Source organism: Saezia sanguinis, assembly GCF_963921665.1.
GTDB classification, from domain to species: domain Bacteria; phylum Pseudomonadota; class Gammaproteobacteria; order Burkholderiales; family Burkholderiaceae_C; genus Saezia; species Saezia sanguinis.
In genome coordinates this window covers 173,324-193,448 of record NZ_CAWUGC010000015.1, presented here as the reverse complement: position 1 = coordinate 193,448, position 20,125 = coordinate 173,324, and the positions used below count along the sequence as shown (strand labels likewise).

Below are 20,125 nucleotides of genomic sequence, written 5' to 3'. Positions count from 1 at the left end.
CAGAACAAGGACAGAACAACATGGCACAGGGTAGAAGGAACAAACAGGAGAACATGGCATGAATAGGAACAGACTGGCATGGTGGATAGCCGCACTGGCACTGGCTGGGGTGCCGTTGCTGGGCGGGTGCAAGGAATCCACCGCAACCACAGATGAAGCCGCCGCACCGCAGGCCGAAGCTACAGCTCCGGCTACGCCGGAAAATCCGCTGCTGGCCATGGCGCAGGTGGAACCGGGTGCAGACGGGCAGCCGCCGCGGCTGACGCTGTACGGGTTGACACTGGATGCGCCGCTGCCCGATTACCCGGAGTGCACCGACGATATGCTCTGGCAGCGCGACGCGCCAGGCCCGTGTTTTTTGCCAAACGATAAACAGGGTGAGCGGCGGGCGGTATTTGATCTGGTTGGTGAACTGGGTGGGGTGATTTTCCCAAGAAAAATGATGAATGCTGGATATACAGATGCTGTGACGGTCGGATTTGACACGCAGGGCGTACAGTATATGCGGGCGCTCCCACAAGGAGGTATTTCTATGCAGGATCAGTATGTTGAAGTTCTCAACAAGCTGTTAGGTGCGCCGGTGCTGCTAACGGTCAAAGAAAGCCAAAGTGATAATCCACGGGAGCCAGCGCCGGAAGGCATTCCAGAATACATCTGGGGGCGTGCAGGCAATGGCTCGGTGATTGCGGTCTGGGAGACGGATTATGCCTGGGCACAGTACATGGGTAGTAATAAACCAGGGACGATGGGTTACCTTGAGATCGGGTTGAAGCGGATTCTGAACGGTGGGCCGTTGCCGCCGTGGTAAGGTCACGGACAGCGTACATATTCATAACATGGAAACGACATAACAGCAACAAGGGGCAGCAGTAGCATGGCACAGGGCAGAAGAAACGAAGAAGACATCCGGGCTTTAGAAAATGAACATAACCGGGGTGCAGACGGCAGGGTTAGCCTGGAGGACGACGCGACGTTTTTCGAAGCGATGGCCGAGGATGCCTGCCCGCAGGACGAGCGCTTTGGTTGCAAGGCGTGCGAGCGTCCCGGCATACCAATTCTGCCGCTGCGGCGTGTGCTGACAGCGCAGGTTTTGGAGAATGCCTGGTGGGACCATGAGAGCAACGTATTCTCTTCGAAATCGACCACAAAAAAAGACCAGGTGTTGCCGCTGTGCAAGGCGGTGACGAATACCCAGCCGCAGTTGCGCACGCTGCGGCGCGGTTTTCTGTATGTGTATTTGCAGCCGCGCAAGGGCGGGGACAAGGTGGTGCATGCCTACCAGGTGACGCTGGAAGGGCATTTGCGGCGTTTTTATCCGTACAAAATGCGCTATGGCCGCCCGGCCTCGCTGCCGCGGGGCTGCGTGGCCGACGGGCACGACATCAAGGCCTCGTTCATCAACATCAACGACAAATATTTCAGCAAGGCGTGGCTGGCGTTTGCCAACGACTGCTGGCCGGCCAAAGTGATTAACGCCTACCGTGACGGGCAGGCGTTTGATGAGCGCTTTGTTGAGGTGGATGTGGATGCGCTGAAGCAGGGCGACGGGCTGCCGCCATGGAGCGGGTTACTGCGCGATGGTGATTCTTCTTATTTAGATAATGTACTTGAATATGCACAGCAGGATGAAACACTCGTGTTTACACTGCATGGTTTTTATTCACGAACGGCCAAAACTCAGGCCACACAGGATTTTGTGCGCAGCGAGGTAGCCAAGCACGGCATGGCGGCAGTGCCGGCGCTGGTGCTGCCCGACCCGGTGGGTGATGTGCAGGAGACGAATCACCTGCGCAACAGCCTGGTGATGGACAAGAAAAAGTGGGAAAGCTCCGAGCAGCGCGCGTATATGTTTTCGACCTCGGTGGAGATGGGTAAAATCCGCAGCGCCAAGGTGCAGGAGCAGCGGCGCGAGCGGGCGGTGACGGCGATCAAGATGGCGGCGTCAAATTATTCGGTGGATGATCCGGCGTCGAACAACGGCGGTGAGATAATTGCCGCCTCAATGCTTTCAGAAGAGCAACTGCGTACCAACTGGGATGGCTACAGGAAGGCTTTTGGCTCGCTGCGGCCTTATGAAACGTATGAGGATGCAGTCAAGGCGTATATGCCTAAGCAGAATGTGAATTACGCCAAGATTGACGAGCGGCTGAACAAGTACTGCAAGCTGGGCGAGCGCAAGGATTTTAACGAGGCTTTCGGCCGCTGGAACAATGTGTTTATCAGGGCGATTAACCACGTGACGCAGTTGTATGTGAGCGCGTTTGAGCACAAGCTGTTTGAGCTGGTGGCGCAGCATGATTATACCGACGACAATGTGAAAGAGCCTGACGAGCGGGTGTCGGCGACGAGTTTTACGCGCCTGATTGCCGGGGCGCTGGAGGGCGGGCCGAGCGATATGGCGCTGTATGAAGCGTCCAAGGAGGCGAACAGTTCTTTCCCGTGGATGGAGCGCGGCGAGATTGAGAGCAGGCCTTCCACACTGCTGTGGGAGCGGCTGATTGACGACTATGACGGGCTGTTTGCCAAAGCGCTGTTCAGGCGCTGCCCCGACCTGCGGGCCAAGCTCGAGGAGGCGGCCAACGCCGAGTATGAGGCCGAGCAGGCTTATGTGCAGACGCTCAAGCAGAACCATCCGAGCCATGAAGCGTGGGAGCAGGCGCGTGATGATGCCGAGCGCAGCAGGATAATGTCACTGCATAACGCCATGTTCAAGGCGGTTTACGGCATTGTGAACGATGGTGACAAGCTCATTGTATGGCTCAACGATAAGTCAATGCAGCGCTCGGTGGCGGTGTTGCGCTCGGCCTGTGCTAATGCCGCCGAGCAGTTGAACAGCCTGGATATGAAAAAGGCTACACTGGCTGCGGCGCAACAGGCCCAGGCCAACGCCAAGCAGGCCCAGGCCGATGCACAAAAGGCGCAGGACAACGCCAGGCAGGCCCAGGCGGAAGCCAAGCAGGCCCAGGCCGATGCACAAAAGCAGGCCAGTCAGGATGCCCAAGCGCTGGAGCAGGCCGAAACGGATATGGAGAATAAGAGGCTTGCGGCCAACGAAGCACAGGCCAAGGCCGATGGTGCCCAGAAGGCTGCCGGGGAGGCGCAGGAGCAGGCCAACGCGAAGGCTCAGCAGGCACAAGAAGCCGCTGAGAAGGTTGAGCCTGCGCAGCAACGGGCCGATGATGCTCGTACCGCGAATTCGCAGGCACAGGGCCAGGTGAATACGGCCCAGACCGAGGCGCAAAAGGCGCAGGCCGAAGCCGAGCGGCTGCGCAGTGTGGCAATGCAGATGGAAGCGGAAATGCCCCGGCCCAGAGAGGTGATGCAGCGCTACAGTGCGCTGATTTACGATAACCGGGTGTACCTGCCGTTTAATATTCCGGCCGATGTGGAGGATATTAAATACCTGCCGGGGCTGATTGAGGATATGCTGGCGCAGATTCACCGCAGCGCAGGCGGTGAAAAGCTGCCGCGCAAGGCACGCTGGCTGTACGCGCTGACTTCGAGCGACAAGATTGCGTGGCGGCATTTTCAGGAGGTGCGGGTGCCGGCAAAGTACCTGCCAGCCGATTTTCTTGAGATAACGGACGCAGCCAAGCGCTCACAACTGATGCAGCAGGCGGTGGAGCGTTTTGCCGCAGATGAGCCTGATGAGTTCAAGCGCAGCCGCTCGTTTTCGAGCAGCGACACCAAGCGCGCGGTGCCTTCAAACAAAAAGCGCATGACGCTGCTCAAGTGGCTGGTACCGGGCTTGTATAACCAGTACCTGCAGGGTGTGGCCAGCGGTGCGGGTGAAGAGGCCCGGCAGGCGCAGCAGCGGCTGAAAGAGGCGCAGCAGCAGGCCGAACAGGCCGAGGCGAACAACCGGCAGGCGCAGGAGCGGCTCAAGCAGGCACAGGCCGATGCGGGAAATGCACAGGGGAACACCCAGATAGCGCAGGCCGAACTGGAGCAGGCGCAGTCTGCAGCCAACCGCGCAGCCGATGAGCTGAAAACCGCCAATGAGACGCTGGAAAATGCACAGGCAGAGGCCAAGCGCACGGCAGAGGCGGCGCAGACGGCGGCGGGCGAGTATGAGGAGTCTAAACGAACCACGCAGCAGGCTGAAGATGCGAACAAACGCAGCCAGGGCAGCCTTGAGACGGCCAATGAGAATACGCGCCGGGCCGATGGCGAGGTGAACCGCACCGGGCAGGAGGTAACGGACAAAACCACTGATGTGAATAATGCCGACGACAGGGTGCGCAACGCGCAGAGCGATGTGGACAAGCAGCAAGGGGTGAGTGACCCGGCCATTGATGCGAAAAGGAGTGCCGAGGCAGAGGTGAGCAGCAAGGACAGCGCGCATGGGCGTTATGGCAACGTTTCGTCGTTTGCCGGTGTAGGGCTTGATCTGCTGGCGATTTATTTTTATTCACAGTCGCTTGAGAATGCTGCCCAGGCGATGAAGAAGACAGTGGGCAAGGCCCATATGGCCGAGGTGATGGCGTATTACAGCGCGTTAACCGGCATTGTGGGCAGTTCGGTTGCAGTGGCTGGCGGGGTAACCGAAGGTGTGCTGGCATGGCGCATGACCGCGACGGTGGCAAAGAACAGTATGGCGTACATACTGGCGGGCAACATGGTCAAGGGCGGTGCGGTGATATGCGCTTTCAGCAGCCTGCTTGAAGCCATGGGCTACGCCTATAAGGCATCTGCCGCGCAGGATGAGAAAGAGCTCTCAGAGGTGGTGACGTGTTATTACCTGGCCGCCGGGTGCAGTCTGGTTGCCGGCGTGGGCGGGGTCATGGTGATTGCAATGCCGGTGGTAGGCCTGGTGGTGGCGGTAACGTTTGCCGCCATTGCCGCCATACTGGTGCACTGGGCTGATGCCAACCGCACGCAGCCGCTGGAAGCGTGGCTGGAGCGCTGCGTGTTCGGGCTGGGTGTGCGCGACCCGGCATCAGGGCAGGTGGTCAAGGGGTATACCTACCAGTGGAGCAGCCATGAGCATATGAATACGGCGTTCAGCGCGCTGAGCGCGGCCTGGCTGGGGCTGTTGCCGCAGTTGTCTTTCAGGATGAGTGACTTTGCCTTTTACCGCGAGCCGCTGAGCGCGGCAGAGTTGAAGGCAAGGCAGGCGCGCCGCGGTGCAGACAGGATGAAGCCGATATACAACATATGGTATGTGCCTGCCACCATGCATGTGCAGACCATGGTAAACCTGCCCGCAGCGGGCGCAGGCAAAGGCATGCAGCCCGGCTACAGCATGACCATGCATGCGGTGCTGACCAACGGCACCGAGGTGGGGCTGCCGCTCAGGCATCCATCGGTGAATGCGCCCAGACCGCTGGTGCAGAATGTAACAGGCAGCTTGCCCAGCCCAGACAGCCAGAATCGTGCGGTGATGGCAGATGAGCAGGTGCTGTGGCACAGCCATGCGCTGGGCCGGTTTACGCCGGGGCTGCGGTCGGAGGAACAGTTGCCGCGGCCTTTTGCGCTGGAGGTGGATAACGAGGGACTGGACGATATTTCCTACGTGTATACCGATGTGATGATGCCTGCTGCGGCCGGAGACAAAAGCATGATGGCCCAGACTTACAATTACACGTCGGAATTCTGGTGCGAACAGTACGACAAGGCGCAGGCCGCAGCGGCGGCCAGGAAGCCTAGCGTAGAGCAGATTAAAACCTACCACGTGTTGGATGTGGAACCCGATACGCTGGACCATGTGGTGGTGAACCTGCGCTACTGGCGCGATGTGAGCGAGCCTGATGATTATGTGGAAATGATAATTCCGCGCCTGTACATGTACGCGGTGCGCGGCCAGGCCAGCACGGGGCAGGCCAATTCACATAGCGGCAGCAATGCCGGGGCAGCTGCTGCGAGCCGTGTAGCTGCATAGGTAAAGGAATGAGTGTGGTGCAGTCATATATGGATTTGATCCGGTCGCAGCGCGACATCAGCCAGCCGCTATACCTGCTGGTGGACCCGCTGGAAGTGGCGGACGAAGACGATTGTTTCAGCCTGGAATCGCTGGAGAACACGCTGGGCAAAGGCAGCATTGCCGTGGTGGAGCGGCCCGATTTAAGCCACACACTGGCCGACTGCCCGCACCTGGTGCTGCTGGCGCAGGCCGGCGAGCCGCTTGACGGCAAGCTGGGCGATGTATTTGATGCCACCATTGAATACGCCCATAACGAACACCCGGCCGAGCGGCGTTATATTTGCGGCTGGCTGCAAAGCGGCCTGGGCCTGCATGCACTGGCGGCAGAAATTGCCCGCCGCACTGTGTACGCAGCAGCGCAGGGCGACATGATTGCAATTGCCAATGCCGATGCAGACGATGCATTGCCTGCCGGTGCCCGCATCTACCCGGTGTATGAGCCGTTGCGCCAGGAGCTGATCGCCTACGCGTGCAATGAGGCAGCCCCGCATATCCATGCGCAGTGGCTGGGGGCCATATCGCAGTGGATTGTGCCGGCAAGCAACCGGGGTTTTCTGTGCTTTAAGGCCGAGCCGGTGAGCACGGCAGATTCGGCAAATACAGCAGACGGCCCGGTGATGTTGCCGCAAAGTGCCATTAATGCGCAGATCGACACCGCGCTGGCGGCAGATGTGCTCAGAACCTGGGTTTACCTGTGCACGCAGCCGCTTGGGCCTGAGCAGCGGCAACAAATGCCACTGCTGGCCCGCAGCCAGTACACGCTGCCGCAAGGGGCGGTTTACATGGCCTTGCAGCAACTGCACGCGGCGCACAGCCGGGGGCTTGCAGACGCAAAAGACCGCCAGGTGTTTGCCATCATGCGGTTGACCATGCACCCGCGCATGGAGCAGCACCCCGTGGTGCGCGAAAGAATTGACCATGCTATCAAGAACCCGTCATCACTGGCCGCACAGATGAGGCAGTTGTCGCATGTGCAGATCATGCGCATATTGCAGGAGCTGGATGCATGAAAAACAATACCGCCATGCCCATCAAAATGACGCTGGCCATTACAGGCGCTCTGTATGGACTGCTGCTGGGTGCAGCGGTATCTGCACAGCCTGCATCACAAACAGCGCCTCATGTTGAACCAGCAGCAAGTGCAGCGGCACATACACCAACACACACACCAGCACATGCGGTCACGCTGTACGGGCTGACGCTGGGCGAGGTGTTGCCGCAGTTGCCTGAATGTACAGACAGGATGCTGTGGTACAGCAAAGGCGATGGCCCGTGTATCGAGTATGCAGATGGGATGTATTCCACTATGGGACCGCACCTGAAATACGGTACAGCCGATGAGGTGGGAATATATTTTCCTGAACAGATGATGGTGGAAGGCTACCCAAAAGCAATAGCAGTTGGGTTGGATAAAGAAGACCGGATGGTGTATTTTGGATTTTACGTGCGAGGTTTGTATGATGAAATAACTGGACTTCCACCAGAGATGACTCATGAGCGTCAACAACAATATGTGGAAATGGTTAATCAATTTCTTGGAAAACCTGACATCTACGTCGTGAGGACTCGTGTTAAAGATGACCCCATAGATGACATGGCACTTGCCAGTCCACCAGGGGGGGTGTCTCAAGAAACTTGGTCTTCTGCGGAATATGGTGCAATCATGGCAGCGTGGCACAAAGACGGTTTTTGGGGACGGTACATTGGGAAATATGGGGAAAATTCAGCAGGATATCTGGAAATGGGTCTAAGAAGCATGTTTACAGACGGGAATTTACCTCGCTAATAACAGAATATAAAAGGTAAGGCAATGGGAAGCACTACAGAACAAATACAGGCTGAACTTCGACGGCAGGATAATGACAACCCGCTGATTACTGAGGAAAATGTGTTCTCGGTGATTGAAGACGCAATGGATGGAGAATGCCCGCGTGATGCCCACGGCTGTAGGGTACGTGAGCGCCGGAGGCTTGCAATGCTGTTGTGGCAAAGAGAAAAAACGAAACAGGAGAAACACATGCAAACCGGCTTGATCAGGAAAGTACCACAAATGGTCATCAGCACATTACTTGGTTTATTGTTGGGCGTGGCGGCATACGCCGATACGGCTACTGCTGTTGCTGAGCCCGTCACAACCCAATCGGCGACAGCAAGTGCACCGGCACATGCGGTCACGCTGTACGGGCTGACGCTGGGCGAGGTGGTGCCGCAGCTTCCCGAATGCCACCCCGATGTGGCGTTTGGAAGGATTGGCGATGACATCTGCATCACCTACGCAGAAGGGTTTTATTCAACAGTTGATCCACATTTGAAGTATGGTACGGCTGATGAGGTCGTGATATGGTTCCCAGATGCGATGCAGAGCAATAGGTATCCTCAGGCAGTTGTTATAGGTACGGACAAAGATGACCGGATGGTGTATTTCAGTTTTTATACGCAGAATCCTTATGATCAAACAACAGGGTTACCACCGGAAATGACTCAAGGAGATCAGGAGAAATATATCGCTATGGTAACTAAACAATTAGGTGCTGCAGATATTTTAATTATTAGAACTAGGAGCGAAGACAGATCAATTGAAGCGATGATGCGAGATAGGGCGCCAGAAGGGGTTCCATCAGCAATGTGGGATGTGGCAGCAGACCAGGCAATGATTGCAGTGTGGTTGAAAAAAGATGTGTGGGCCAAATATGTTGGTCGCCATGATGAAGTAAATAATGGGTTTCTTGAAATTGGCCTGAGAAGTATGTTTGCAGACGGACAGGTGCCGAACAAATAAAGGCATGATGGAGAAAAAGAAGAATGACAAACGGTGTAGAACAAACGTATGAAGCGCTGCGGCAGCAGCAGAATGACAACCCGCTTGTGACCGAGGAGAATGTGTTCTCGGTGATGGAAGACGCGATGGACGGCGAATGCCCGCGCGATGCCCACGGTTGCAAAGCGTGCGAGCGCCGGGGGCTGCCGATACTGCCATTGCGTCGGGGAACTACAGCAGCACAGTTAAGCTATGCGAATTGGGTTCATGAGCGCGAAATATTTGATCGACAACCGGGGGGTAATGCGGCGTCGCTGCTGCCGCTGCGCGAGGCGATAGAAAAAGCCGCGCTGCAACGGCGGGTGCTGCGGCAAGGTTACCTGTATGTGTACCTGCAACGGCGCGGGCAGCCAAACGCACAGAAAGTGGTGCAGGCGTACCAGGTGACGGAGCAAGGGCATTTCCGCAGCATCAACCCGTACAACATGCGGCGCGGGCGGCCGGCGCCGCTACCGGCCAAGTGCACGGCAGCGAATCATGATATTCCGGCGGCGTTCATCACAGTGGACGACGTGCGCTATGAGCGCGTGTGGCTGGCGTTTGCCAATGATTGCTGGCCGGCGAAGGTGATTAACGACTACAAGGCCGGCCAGCAGTTTGACGCGCGTTTTATGGCGCTGGATATTGACGCACTGAAACAGGGCAACAACCAGACCGCTTACGGAGGGATGTTGCGCGAGAATGATGTGTCATTTTTGAAGCAGGTGCTGGAATATACGATAGCCCAAGAAACTATAAGAATTTTCTCATTGTTCAAGGCGTATCCGAGAGGAGCATCGGATAAGCTAACTGCAACTCAAAGCTATGTCAACAGCACGATTGCGGCTTACCAGCGGGCCAAGCGGCCGGTGGCCGGTATTGCCGCGGTGGTGGTGCCCGACCCGGTGGGCGAGGTGCTGGAAACAAACTACCTGCGCAATGCGCTGATTCTGGACAGGAAGAAGTGGAACAGTTCGGAGCTGCGCTCGTACAAGTATGCGACTTCAGTGGAAATTGCCAAGATTCGTGAGGCGAAGATTCGGGATGAAACAAACCAGAAAACAAGCCAGTTTCTGGACCTGGTGGTGACTAACCGCAGAAGGGCCACAGCCGCACCAACCGATATTCCGCAGGCCGAGCGTGACTATGAGCGCGAGCATGGGCACTGGCGTGAAGCGTATCTGCCGCAGGTGCGCCAACGCTATCCAAACCATACGCAGTTGACGGCCAGCGAGATCAGGGATATTGACCAGCGTGCTGGTGAGTATTACGACATTGCGCAGCGGCGCGCGTTTAATAACAGCTACGCGGCGTGGAACAACCGGTTTATTGACACCATCAACAAGATCACACAGACGTATGTGAATGCGTTCAGGGCAGAGGATTTTCAACGGGTAGCGCAGTACGACTATACGGATGATGATGCCGCGGTGCCGGACAACCGGGTGTCTGCCACGAGTTTCATGCGGATGGTGGCGCGCTGCCTGGATGGCGGACCGTCGGACCTGGCGCAGTACGATACGGGTAAAAATGATTTGTCGCTGGGGCCGCTGGTGTACAAGCGCAGAGGGGCGACGCCTTCCATTTTGCTTTGGCAGGATTTGCTGGGTAGTTATGATTCGCTGTTTGCCAAAGCGCTGTTCCGGCGCACGCCGCAGATTGATGCGCTGCTTGAGGGTGGCATTGCGCAGGAGAAGGCCGCGCAGCAGGCGTATGAAACGCTGCTGGACAGCATGGGCAGCAGGCCATACAGCGCCAGTAACCAAGCGCAACTGGATGCGGCGGTGAAGGGATCGCTGCTGGATCAAGTGAAAGCGATGCATGGCGTTGTGGCCGGTATTGTGAAGGTGGGTGACGAGTATAAAAAGTGGCAGGACCAGCTTTCGCTACAGCGAATACGGCAGGCGTTGTCGGTGGCGGCCAACAGCGCGATGGCCGAGGTGGAAACGCTTAACGAAACCGAGGCGCGCCGGGTGGAGCTGGAGCGTGCACGCAGTGCCGCCCAGGGAAAAGCCACACAGGCTGATGTAGCCAAAGGCCATGCAACTGTGCAGTTGGCAGGGGCACAGGCGGTTCAGCGGGCGGCCGATGAGAAAGCGGCGGCAGCCAAGGAGGCGGCCCGGACACAGAGTGCCGATACGCAGAAGCTGCAAAGCGATGCAGAAAAATTGCAGACCGACGCTAACCGTATACGCGATACCGCCAATGCTGCTGCCGACGAGGCGCAGAAAGCACAGACCGCAGCTGACGAGGCAGCCAGGGCGCAGACGCGGGCGCAAGAACAGTTGCAGGAGGCGCAAAGGCAGCAGCGCGCAGCCGAGCAGGCGCTGGCGCGGGAGAGGGCGCGTGCAAATAATGCCGGTATTGGCTCTGACCCGATGCCGCCGCGCACCGGCAAGGCGAACAATATGTTGCGCTACAGTGTGCTGTTGTATGAGAACAAGGCGGTGACGCAGACGATGGTGATTACCAGTACCGATGATTTAAAGAAGGTGTATTCGCAACTGGAGGATTACCTGACGCGAATTCATGAGGGGCACGGCGGCAAGCTGCCGGTGAAGGGGCGCACGTGGTGGCGGCTGACGAGCAGCACGCGGATCAAGTGGCGGTTTTTTACCGAGGTGTCGATTCCGGCGCGGTATTTTCCTTCCAACGTAGAGTCGCTTGCGCCGCAGGCGCGGGCCGCTGCGGTGCAGCGGGCCATTGCGGCTTATAAGGCCGATGCCGGGCATAATGAGTTTGCCGGCAGCAGCAGCCTGACGCGAGGAAACGCGGATGCGCAGGCTGCAAACAGGCACCGCCGAACGGTGTTTAAGATGCTGGCGCCGATTGCCTACGGGCAGCAGGGCGATGTAGCGGTCGGTGTTGCGGATGGTGCTGGCGCACAAGGCAGCGGCAGTGTGCAGGAGCTTGAACGTGCGGCGGCGCAGGCGCGGGAAAATGCCCGCACGGCTAATGCCGAACTGGAGCAGGCCAAAGTGAGTGCGCAGCAGGCACGCCAGGACGCTGCAGCTAAAGCGGAGCAGGCACGTGTGTTGAACGGGCAGGCTGGGACCAGCGAGGCGCAAAAAACCAGTGCGGTGAAGGCCGCGCAGGACAGTGCAGAGAAGCTGGCGGCACGGGAAGCGGAACTGGCTGTTGCCAACGGCAAGGCGCAGGCGGCCAGCGATGCGGTGACTGCTGCACAGGCTGACCTGGATGCTAAAACACGGGCGGCCAATGGCGCAGGAGCACAACAGCGCCGGGCAGACGCCGATGTGGCGCTGGAGCGGCGCAGGGGCGCGGTGGGGCAGGCGGGGGATACGATTAATTCGGCCAAGCTGGGGGCGGCACTGGATATTGTGTCGATTATTCTGCTGTGGCAGTCGCTCAATAATGCGTGCAAGGCGATTGATAACAGTTCCGGCGAGATGCGGGATGCGGCATATTTTGAGTTTTTCAGTGCGTCGGTGGGGATTGCGTCGAGCGCGATGACGCTGACCGGTGGCACGATTGAAGGGGTGCTGGCGTACCGGCAGCCGCTGACGCTGGGTACGGGTACGGCTGCGTATACGCTGGCAAGGAACCTGACGCGCAATGGCGTGATTCTGGGCGCGGTGACGAATATGCTGGATGCGTCGGCATCGGCGGTGAAGGCTTCTAACGCGGCAAAGATGGGCGATAACCCGCAGGTGGCGCAGTACTATAACCTGGCGGCGGCGTGTTCGGTGACGGCGGCAGTAGGGTCGGTGCTGCTGCTGGCCGGAACGCTGGGGGTTGCGGTGCCGGTGATTGGCGGGGTGGTGGCGCTGGTGGCGGGCACGGCAGCGGCTATATTTGTGATGGTGGCCGAGAGCAAGCGAACCAAGCCGCTGGAGGGCTGGATGAAGCGCTGCGTGTTTGGCAAAGGCACGCCGCCGCAAAGGACGGTGGCCGGGTTTGCCTACAAGTGGAACCGGTATGAGCATATGAACAGTGCATTTCAGGCGCTGAAGGCGGCCTGGATGGGGCTGTGGCCGCAGCTTGCTGTGACCGGCGGGACCATCAGCCTGCATGAAAAATACCGGGATGATTGGGTGGGAACGATAACGCCTGTGATGCATCACCATACGATCAGGGGGGTGGAGGTGGAGTGCAAGGTGGATTTGCCGTCTTACAGCAAGGAGAAGGCGGCACTGTCTTATTATCTGGAGGTTTACCTGACGGGGCGGGGCGCAAATGGGCAGACGAACCGGGCCGCGATTGTGGCGGCGGCTTCGCACCCGTATGATCTGTTTTCAGGGCCTGCGCCTACACGCAATGAGCGTCTGGCGGCACTGGATGTGCGCCACAATAACCTGACGGTGGAGAGCCTGCCTGCGCCCAGCGGAAGGCCGCATACGACGACGGCTTCTCCAAATGAGATTACGTCTAACCCGATGCTGGGCGTGTGGCATAAGCAGCTGGAGTGGGCGCACGAAGGTAACCGCAATATACCGCGCAGAAGTGTTTATGATGTGTTTGGCACGACGCCGAGTTCGCTGGAGGGGATTCACACCCATGTGGTGCTGGATACGGATGCGGAGGATATCCGCTTTGTGAATGTGAGGCTGCGTTACTGGCCTGACCGTAACGACCCTGAGGAGTTTGCTGAAATTGATTTGCCGGAGGTGTGCAGCGTTTAGTGCGGGGCGTAGTCATAGATGTAGATGTTGGCGGGGGATACGGTCGGTGTGCCCTGGTTTTTGTGTGTTTTTCTGATATGAATTTGGCTGGTTGATTATGACAAAGTATTCAAGAGTGGCAGAAGTGGTGTTTGCGCTGGCGGGCGTGTGTTTGTTTTTGCTGTGTGCTTATGACGCATTTAACCAGGGTACGGTTTTGCATGGTGCGGGGGCAATGGTGAGTGTGGCGGGGATTGTGTGTGTGGTGGTGTCGGTGGTGCTGCAGTTGATCAGGCGTTCCAAGCAGCGGTAAATGGCTTTCAATGATTTGGGGTTTGGGGAGCAACTGTTTTCAGCTAAAAGCCATAAGGCGTTGCCATGTTTTGCCAGACACGCTTGTATCTGCCTATATGCTTTTGTTGCCAAGTGTTTGATCTTAGATGTTTTGCGCCGGGCTTTCGGGTGGAGGTCTGAGGAAGTGGCCAGATAGAATTGCATGTGCATAACCACTTGGGAGAAATGAGGGAAGAGCGTGACTGCTGAGGTAAGGGATATTGTTGCTGGATTTGTGTCAATGCTTTTCATTCTTCCAATCATCATTGCAATTGAATGGGACGCTGAATCGGTTGTTCTCTGGTTTTTGGCTTTGGTGTTTTTGCTATTAACTTTTGGGCTTATGTCCTATCTGACGTTTTATGTATTTGGTGTTCAAGATGGTTTATATTCAGGAAATGGACCTCGTTCTTTTGGTATGCGCTGGACAATTCTGTTAGGCGTAATCATTGGAGCAGGGGTAGGTAACTATATACTTAAACCGATGATTTACTATTTAGTAAAGAGGTTAAGAAATAGAGTAAATGATTGAATTTGTCTTGTGCCTGATGCGTAGGCATATCAGGCGATAATTTCAGGTGACATGGGATATGCGCACAGACGGTTACTTCTCGGTATGCTGAATTGATTTTGATATACCATTAGAGTGAGAATGTAATTGATAAGGGGCTTATTTTGGAAATCTTTATTGCTGTTTTTGTCGGTATATTCTTATTTTTCCTTTTTATTCACTTTATACCAAAACCGGATATTCCAACGGTTACAGCCAGAAATCTTACAGGAGAAGAGTTTTTTCGAGAATTGCTTGAAAAATATGGTGTTCCTGAGTCTTTTTTAAACGATGCTTTTATTACATCTATTGTTAACAGTAGCTTAAAAGTATCACCTGTGAATGCGGTGATAAGCAAAAAGAGTGAAGAGGGTGCATATATTGATGCGCTAGATTTAAGTGTGCGTGCTATTGCTGAAATTTATGAAAAATACACAGGCGTTTCTTTGGATTCTCAAAATATGCTGGTGTTTAATGCGATGGCGAGTAAGATGCAAAAGTTTGGTTTGCTAACAAAAGAGGATGTTAAAAGATTACGCGAATGACATCTGTGCATCAATCCACCTTCCTTCTTTTTTATATGGGGTGCTGTGTGTAACGCCATGAAGCCGATAAGGGGAGCTTTGAAATGCTGATTGTGATGATCAGGATTGTCGGTATAGCAATGGCTGTTATTGTTGTGCTTTGCGCCGTTAATATCGTTATGAGGAATCGCCTGCTGGGGCCTTATTCGAAAATAGTGTCCCTGTTTGGTTTAGGCTGTCTGGTGGTTTTTATTGTTTTGCAGGTGATTGGAGCGCTCGCAGGCAGGTAAGGAGGCCGGTTGCTGCAACCGGTTGCTCGGCCGGGGGTGTATTTTCTGATGCGCTTCTGATGCGCAACCCGCTTCGGCCATTGCCTATGCCCCGTGTATGAAGCAGGTTTGCTGGGCCAATGTTTTCCGCACGGACTGCAGAGTTGTTTATTCCTTGTCCGTTCCAATTGTGACGCTGTCCCAAAGGTGCTCTGGTTCACCCGAAAATGTGCGGTATATGGTGCCTGCGGAGTGTGCGCTAGATATTGAGAATGCGTTCCAGTCGACGTATCAGATCGTCACGCGCGCCTTGAGCGACGGTGGTGTTGGCAAGGTCGGCACGGACGGTGTCGATCAGTTCGGTGCCGTAGCGATTGGGTACACCGCCGCGAGTGTTATGGACGGCATGCGTATGTCCGGCAGCGCCATTGATATGGTTCAGGTTATAAAACTGTCTGACTGTTGCACGGGCTTGGTTGTAGTCATCTGCTGAAATTGGCATGACAGGCTCCTGTGTTTTGGGGTGTCTACAGGGTCATTATGGGTGAGGGCAGAGGTTTTTCTGTGGTAAGACCAGCACGGAAGTCGGGTACACAGCCCAGGGTATACAGGGTGCCTGCATTGGCGGTGTGTGCCAGACCAGGCGGAGGAGATTACGGTGCTGCGACGGGGTAGGCAGTTGTGATGGTTTCGGTGAAAGACGCAGGCTTCAGGCGGTGATTCGGGTTGGTACCATCAGGGCGTGATGTTATTATGGTGATTACCTTGAGTGACATAGATTTGAAGCAGGGGATATGTATGCTGAACAAGTTGTGGCGATGGTTGAAGGGCCGCCCGCAGGCCGGGCGGCAGGGTGCCTGGGTGTGTGAAGGGGAGGCGCCGCAGTGGGTTGAGCTGGAGAAGGAAGATGATGGGAATGAGGGAAATGAAGGCGATGAAAAAAATAAAAAGACACGGCTGTATTTGCCGGAGCTGATTCGCTTGCACGATGGTGTAGCGCTGCCGGACTGGCAGCGGGTGTATGACTGGATTGAGCAGGAGGTGCCGGCGGCGCAGCAGGCTGAAGCCTGGCTGGCGTGTGAGCGCGGCTGGCTGCTGCATTTGCGTGATGCGCTGGGTGCCGGGTATGTTCTGATGGAGAGTGCGCAGACGTTTGTGCTTTCTTCTTTGGAGCAGCGGCGGGCGGTGGCGGCGATGGCGTTTATTGACCGCACCCGAAGGCGCATCATGCACACGCTGCAGGGGGTGGCCGATGATCAGGGCTGGGGCAAGGATATTTTGGTAGTGTGTGACGATGTGGATGCGTATTTTTCGTATATTGCTGCCTATTATCCGGATGAGCAGGCGGAGATTGCCCGCAGCAGCGGGATGTATCTGAATGCGGGTTGCGGGCATTTTGTGACGATGGATGCCGATTTGCTGCTGATGGAGCCGGTGATTGTGCATGAGCTGACGCACAGTTATGTGTCGCATCTGCCGCTGCCGTTATGGTTGAATGAGGGGATTGCGGTGAATGTGGAGCAGTCTCTGGCCGGGCGTGTGCCTGCTGAGCTGGACGCCTGGCAGATGCTGGCAAACCAACAGGCTTACTGGACGGCGCAGACGATTCAGGCGTTCTGGTCAGGCGATGCATTTCAAAAGCAGGCAACGATGTCGCAGGCGTACGACCTGGCGGCAACGCTGGTCAAGCAGTTGTCGCAAGACTGGCCGGTGTTTGCCCGGCTGGCGCTGGCGGCACAGTGGCAGGATGCTGGCGCACAGGCGGTGCAGCAGTGCCTAGGGATGAGCCTGGGAAAATACGTTTGCGTGCTGCTGGGCAAGGCGTATCACGCAGACTGGGAGCCGGCGAGCGAACTGGCTGTCGCCTAAGGGTTGGGGGCAGGGTGGCGGCAGTAGCGGTTGCGGGTTGTTATGTGGGGGTGGTATCTGAACGAATTTGTGGCGATATGTATTTGAATATGGTGTTTGAATGATACGGTGTGATAAGCGCGTATATGAATGTGTTTAGTTTTGAAAGGCCTGAAGATGAGAAGATTGCTTGTCATGGGAATGGTGGCTGCATTGGCTGTTTTTTCGGTGTTTTATTTCATGAACAGGGAGCAGCAGCAACAGGCACTGGAGCAGGCGGCATTGAATCGGGCGACGAGTGACAATGGCTTTGTGGAGCTGTCAACCAAGGTGGTCGGGGAAGGCATTGTGATTATGGCGCCGATGAATTGTACGTCGCAGCAAGCGCGTGCTGCGGATGATCTGGCTGCGGCGTTGCGGGCAGAGGGGATTGCGTTCAGAAGGACGAATTCTTTGAGTCTTTCGCTGGAGGCGACGGAAGAGAACCGGCGTTTGTTGCTCAGGCTTGATCAGGTGATGGATCAGCCGCCGCCGATGGTGTTTGTGCATGGCCGGGCGAAGTCGAACCCGAGTTTTGAAGAGGTGGTTGCGGAGTTTCGCGGGCGGTAGCCATGGTATGAAGGTGGCCTGTTGTATCTGTGGCGGATGCCGTGCCGGTGTGGTGGCGTGTGTGTAACCAGTGATTAGCTGTATGCGCATGCGCCTGATCAACTGGAAAAGTTTGCCGATGCAATGGCTGCCATGTCGGTGCTGTTTGCTCCTGAGCAGGGAAAATGCAGGAGGAGCGCTCAGAGCCGGCAGTGTTTAATTCTGGATTCAGCCAGTAAAAGCGAGGCGGCAATTGTGGGAAGCATAAAAAAGTCTGAGTCGCAGCTCTTGTCCAAAGGGGCATCTGGTGTAGTGCGCTTTGTTCTCGAATGTTCCCAAAGCAAAATCATGAACCCGGTGGTTGGATGCGAAGTCAGTGTGTGCTGCCGGTTTTGTCGCTGGTGGCAGGGGCAGGTTGTGGGGGGTGGTTTTGTTCCCACTCGAGCCAGTCTTCTCCGAACAGTTCGACCGGGTGTTGTGTTCTTTCTGAGCCGTTGCCGCAGCGCAACGATGTGGCCGGGCAATACTGGTCACAACCCCAGCAGTTGCGCTCGGGGTGTTTGGGGTGGACCGGAAATTTTTTGCTCATAAGCGTATTTTATACCTTTGCCGGCTGTTGCCAGATGCCGGGCTGGAGTATATATGGCGGCAGTATGGGCGGACTCAATGTGGAGGAGTAGTGCCGTGTTCAGCGGTGTTTACCGGTAGTAGTCTGCGCTGACGGTTTTGGGGTCTGGCCGGATGCTGATTTTACCGTTGACGTCAACCACCGGCAGGTAGTAGCTGCGGGTGTTCAGGCCGGCAGCACGCATGTTGGTGTGCAGGATGTCTGCTGTACCGGCGTTGTCGACCGAGTAAAAGCTAAAGGGGGTGCCCTGGGTTTGCAGGTATTGCATCATCTGGCGGGTATAGCCGCAACTTGTGCGGCCATATACATGGATATAAGGTGCGCCGGTGTAAACGGGCGGCTTTTCTGTGTATTTCTGGTAGGCAAGATAGCCACAGATTGCTATCACTGCGATGATGATGAGTTTTTTCATTTGAATTGTTGTAATCGTTATTTTGGAGGAAGCAAATAGCGTCAGGTGTTTTTGGACCTGCGGATCTGCCGTGGCGGTGTTTGCCCTAATAGTTTCATGATAACGGTTATTGCATGCGGCGTCTATGTTGCTGTGCGATGAGGCAAAAGGCGGGTGGATGGAAATCTGGATAGACCAGATTTGAAGTCGTGTATATGGGCATGCGCTATGAAGAAGGTCTTTTTTCTTTAATATGGGGCACAAACGACTGACAAGTAGGCACTGCACCATGGATAGTTTATGGTTTGAGAGTACTTTACAGGAGGGGTCTGCCATGCAGTGTGGACCATTATCGGAAGCGTGTGATCTCCTCGGCAAGCTGGATTTGAAGAAGAATGGCTTGTGGGGATGGACTATTTACAGGCTGGGACAACCTTATCGGCGCAGTGCACAGCTTTATCTGAGTATGGAGCGGGCAGATGAGGCGCTGGTGCTGGCGATGAATGAGCTTCGCAGCAGTTAAAAGCGGTATCACAAGTAGGTGTGCGTCGGGGCTTGAATGCCGGGCCGGTATGGATGTGTCTGAGTCTGTCTGATGGTATGGATGCCGTTGTTTGCGTATGAATAATGTACAAGCCACCCGCAGGTGGCTTTTTGTTTTGTATGAATGTCGCCCCGGTAATATGCCCGATGGGGTTGGGTTATGGCGTTAGGGGGGGCTCTGGGCAGGTGTTTTGCAATGCTGTCTGCTGCAGCTGGTAGGCCAGTGAGATAGATTGTGCCAATACAGGATGCCCGTGAATGGATTGCCGCAGTGTTTCAGCCAGGGCACCGACAAGCTGTACAAACTGGTTGATGTCGGTGTACTGTTCATGGACGGCTGCCAGGTCGCGGATGGCCTGTGCCTGGTATAACCACAGGTCTGACTGGCGGATGATCTGATAAAGCGCATCGGCAGCTTGTTGCATCAGTTCAGGTGATGTGCTTGCAGGTTGGCGCAGCGGGCCACCTGTCTGTTGTGTGCTGTGTGAATTGTCAGCGGTTGTTGTTTTGTTCACGGTGTATCCTTGTTTTGAGTTAGCACAATGTCGGGAATACATGCAACACATATCTTTTCCGGCGGGTATTGAGCGTAACAAGCACAGAAAATACGTTCAAACTGCACCCATACGGTGTATTGTTTCTGGTGTTGGCATGGCCCCTGAGGAGTAACTTTAATGACTGATGGAGAAGTTTATGTGAACTCCATAAGAAGTCTTTTTTGTTGATACTGCGGGTATCTGGTTCATGTATCGCTGTGCAGATTGCATAGGGGTGGTATAAAGGTGGGTTAACAAAGGAGAGCGCGGCGATGTGTTTTCGCCTTTAGTGGGTTATTGGCCTTTGGCTGATGTGGTTGATGTTATTCTTGCGTTAAAAAGGAGATATACAGATGGATACATCCACTTTGGGAATGGTTCTTGGCGTAGGCGCTGTGGCTTTGTTTTTTTTCATCAAGGATATGAAAAAGGTGAAGGCGAAGAAAGCCCAGCAGGATCAGGCAAAACCCGCTGACCAGCAGGCGCCATCATCTCAAACGGCAGATAAGGATTAGGGATCGCAGGGGGCGGTTTTTTCATGGCATGCTGCGGGCGCCGTGTGCACAGTGTGTG

Annotated in this window: 18 protein-coding genes; 14 read left to right on the top strand and 4 right to left on the bottom strand. The window is 55.8% G+C overall.

Features of this window, described 5'->3' with window-relative positions; translation table 11 throughout:
* Window positions 1-58 precede the first annotated feature (58 nt).
* The 10 genes from AACY98_RS10515 (at window position 59) to AACY98_RS10470 (ending at window position 15,039) form a co-directional block, all read left to right on the top strand.
* Window positions 59-808, top strand: coding sequence for a hypothetical protein (locus tag AACY98_RS10515; protein ID WP_339804837.1), 750 nt, complete (start codon window positions 59-61; stop codon window positions 806-808).
* A 66-nt stretch (window positions 809-874) separates the two neighbouring features.
* The gene (locus tag AACY98_RS10510) at window positions 875-5,881 is read left to right on the top strand and encodes a T6SS effector BTH_I2691 family protein (protein WP_339804835.1); all 5,007 of its coding nucleotides are present in this window, start codon (window positions 875-877) and stop codon (window positions 5,879-5,881) included.
* 29 nt (window positions 5,882-5,910) lie between these two features.
* Window positions 5,911-6,933, top strand: coding sequence for a hypothetical protein (locus tag AACY98_RS10505; protein ID WP_339804833.1), 1,023 nt, complete (start codon window positions 5,911-5,913; stop codon window positions 6,931-6,933).
* Window positions 6,930-7,709 carry a hypothetical protein gene (locus tag AACY98_RS10500; RefSeq protein WP_339804831.1) on the top strand — a complete coding sequence of 260 codons (780 nt, stop codon included), beginning with the start codon at window positions 6,930-6,932 and terminating at the stop codon, window positions 7,707-7,709. Before AACY98_RS10505 ends, AACY98_RS10500 begins: the two co-directional genes overlap by 4 nt.
* A 24-nt stretch (window positions 7,710-7,733) precedes the next feature.
* Window positions 7,734-8,702 carry a hypothetical protein gene (locus tag AACY98_RS10495; protein ID WP_339804829.1) on the top strand — a complete coding sequence of 323 codons (969 nt, stop codon included), beginning with the start codon at window positions 7,734-7,736 and terminating at the stop codon, window positions 8,700-8,702.
* A 23-nt stretch (window positions 8,703-8,725) separates the two neighbouring features.
* Window positions 8,726-13,363 (top strand): T6SS effector BTH_I2691 family protein, encoded by a 4,638-nt coding sequence (locus tag AACY98_RS10490; RefSeq protein WP_339804827.1) that lies wholly within the window; start codon window positions 8,726-8,728, stop codon window positions 13,361-13,363.
* A gap of 97 nt (window positions 13,364-13,460) precedes the next feature.
* Entirely contained in the window at window positions 13,461-13,655 is a 195-nt protein-coding gene (locus tag AACY98_RS10485; RefSeq protein WP_126979978.1) for a hypothetical protein, read from the top strand.
* Between the two features lie 219 nt (window positions 13,656-13,874).
* Entirely contained in the window at window positions 13,875-14,207 is a 333-nt protein-coding gene (locus AACY98_RS10480; protein WP_339804825.1) for a hypothetical protein, read from the top strand.
* Window positions 14,208-14,350: 143 nt separating this feature from the next.
* Window positions 14,351-14,770, top strand: coding sequence for a hypothetical protein (locus AACY98_RS10475; RefSeq protein WP_339804823.1), 420 nt, complete (start codon window positions 14,351-14,353; stop codon window positions 14,768-14,770).
* 83 nt (window positions 14,771-14,853) lie between these two features.
* Window positions 14,854-15,039: a hypothetical protein gene (locus AACY98_RS10470; RefSeq protein WP_126979981.1), complete on the top strand. Its 186-nt coding sequence runs from the start codon at window positions 14,854-14,856 to the stop codon at window positions 15,037-15,039.
* Window positions 15,040-15,277: 238 nt separating this feature from the next.
* On the opposite strand, the gene AACY98_RS10465 is transcribed toward AACY98_RS10470, so the two are convergent.
* On the bottom strand, window positions 15,278-15,520 hold the full coding sequence (locus tag AACY98_RS10465) for a hypothetical protein (protein ID WP_339804821.1): 243 nt from the start codon (window positions 15,518-15,520) through the stop codon (window positions 15,278-15,280).
* Between the two features lie 296 nt (window positions 15,521-15,816).
* Here AACY98_RS10465 and AACY98_RS10460 point away from each other — a divergent pair, with 296 nt between their 5' ends.
* Both AACY98_RS10460 and AACY98_RS10455 read left to right on the top strand, forming a co-directional pair.
* Window positions 15,817-16,887, top strand: coding sequence for a hypothetical protein (locus AACY98_RS10460; protein WP_339804819.1), 1,071 nt, complete (start codon window positions 15,817-15,819; stop codon window positions 16,885-16,887).
* Window positions 16,888-17,043: 156 nt separating this feature from the next.
* A complete protein-coding gene (locus AACY98_RS10455; RefSeq protein WP_126979984.1) occupies window positions 17,044-17,475 on the top strand; it encodes a hypothetical protein in 432 nt (143 codons plus the stop codon).
* Window positions 17,476-17,827: 352 nt separating this feature from the next.
* Here the strand turns inward: AACY98_RS10455 and AACY98_RS10450 are convergent, their stop codons facing one another.
* Window positions 17,828-18,043 carry a DUF3079 domain-containing protein gene (locus tag AACY98_RS10450; protein ID WP_126979985.1) on the bottom strand — a complete coding sequence of 72 codons (216 nt, stop codon included), beginning with the start codon at window positions 18,041-18,043 and terminating at the stop codon, window positions 17,828-17,830.
* Window positions 18,044-18,152: 109 nt separating this feature from the next.
* Window positions 18,153-18,494 (bottom strand): hypothetical protein, encoded by a 342-nt coding sequence (locus tag AACY98_RS10445; protein ID WP_339804816.1) that lies wholly within the window; start codon window positions 18,492-18,494, stop codon window positions 18,153-18,155.
* Between the two features lie 268 nt (window positions 18,495-18,762).
* Between AACY98_RS10445 and AACY98_RS10440 the strand changes: the two genes are divergently transcribed.
* Window positions 18,763-18,996, top strand: a complete 234-nt coding sequence (locus AACY98_RS10440; RefSeq protein WP_126979987.1) for a hypothetical protein — start codon at window positions 18,763-18,765, stop codon at window positions 18,994-18,996.
* A gap of 178 nt (window positions 18,997-19,174) precedes the next feature.
* Here AACY98_RS10440 and AACY98_RS10435 read toward each other — a convergent pair whose 3' ends face one another.
* Window positions 19,175-19,531 carry a hypothetical protein gene (locus AACY98_RS10435; RefSeq protein ID WP_339804814.1) on the bottom strand — a complete coding sequence of 119 codons (357 nt, stop codon included), beginning with the start codon at window positions 19,529-19,531 and terminating at the stop codon, window positions 19,175-19,177.
* Window positions 19,532-19,905: 374 nt separating this feature from the next.
* On the opposite strand from AACY98_RS10435, the gene AACY98_RS10430 reads away from it, so the two are divergent.
* A complete protein-coding gene (locus AACY98_RS10430) occupies window positions 19,906-20,067 on the top strand; it encodes a hypothetical protein (protein WP_339804813.1) in 162 nt (53 codons plus the stop codon).
* The last annotated feature ends 58 nt before the right edge of the window (window positions 20,068-20,125 follow it).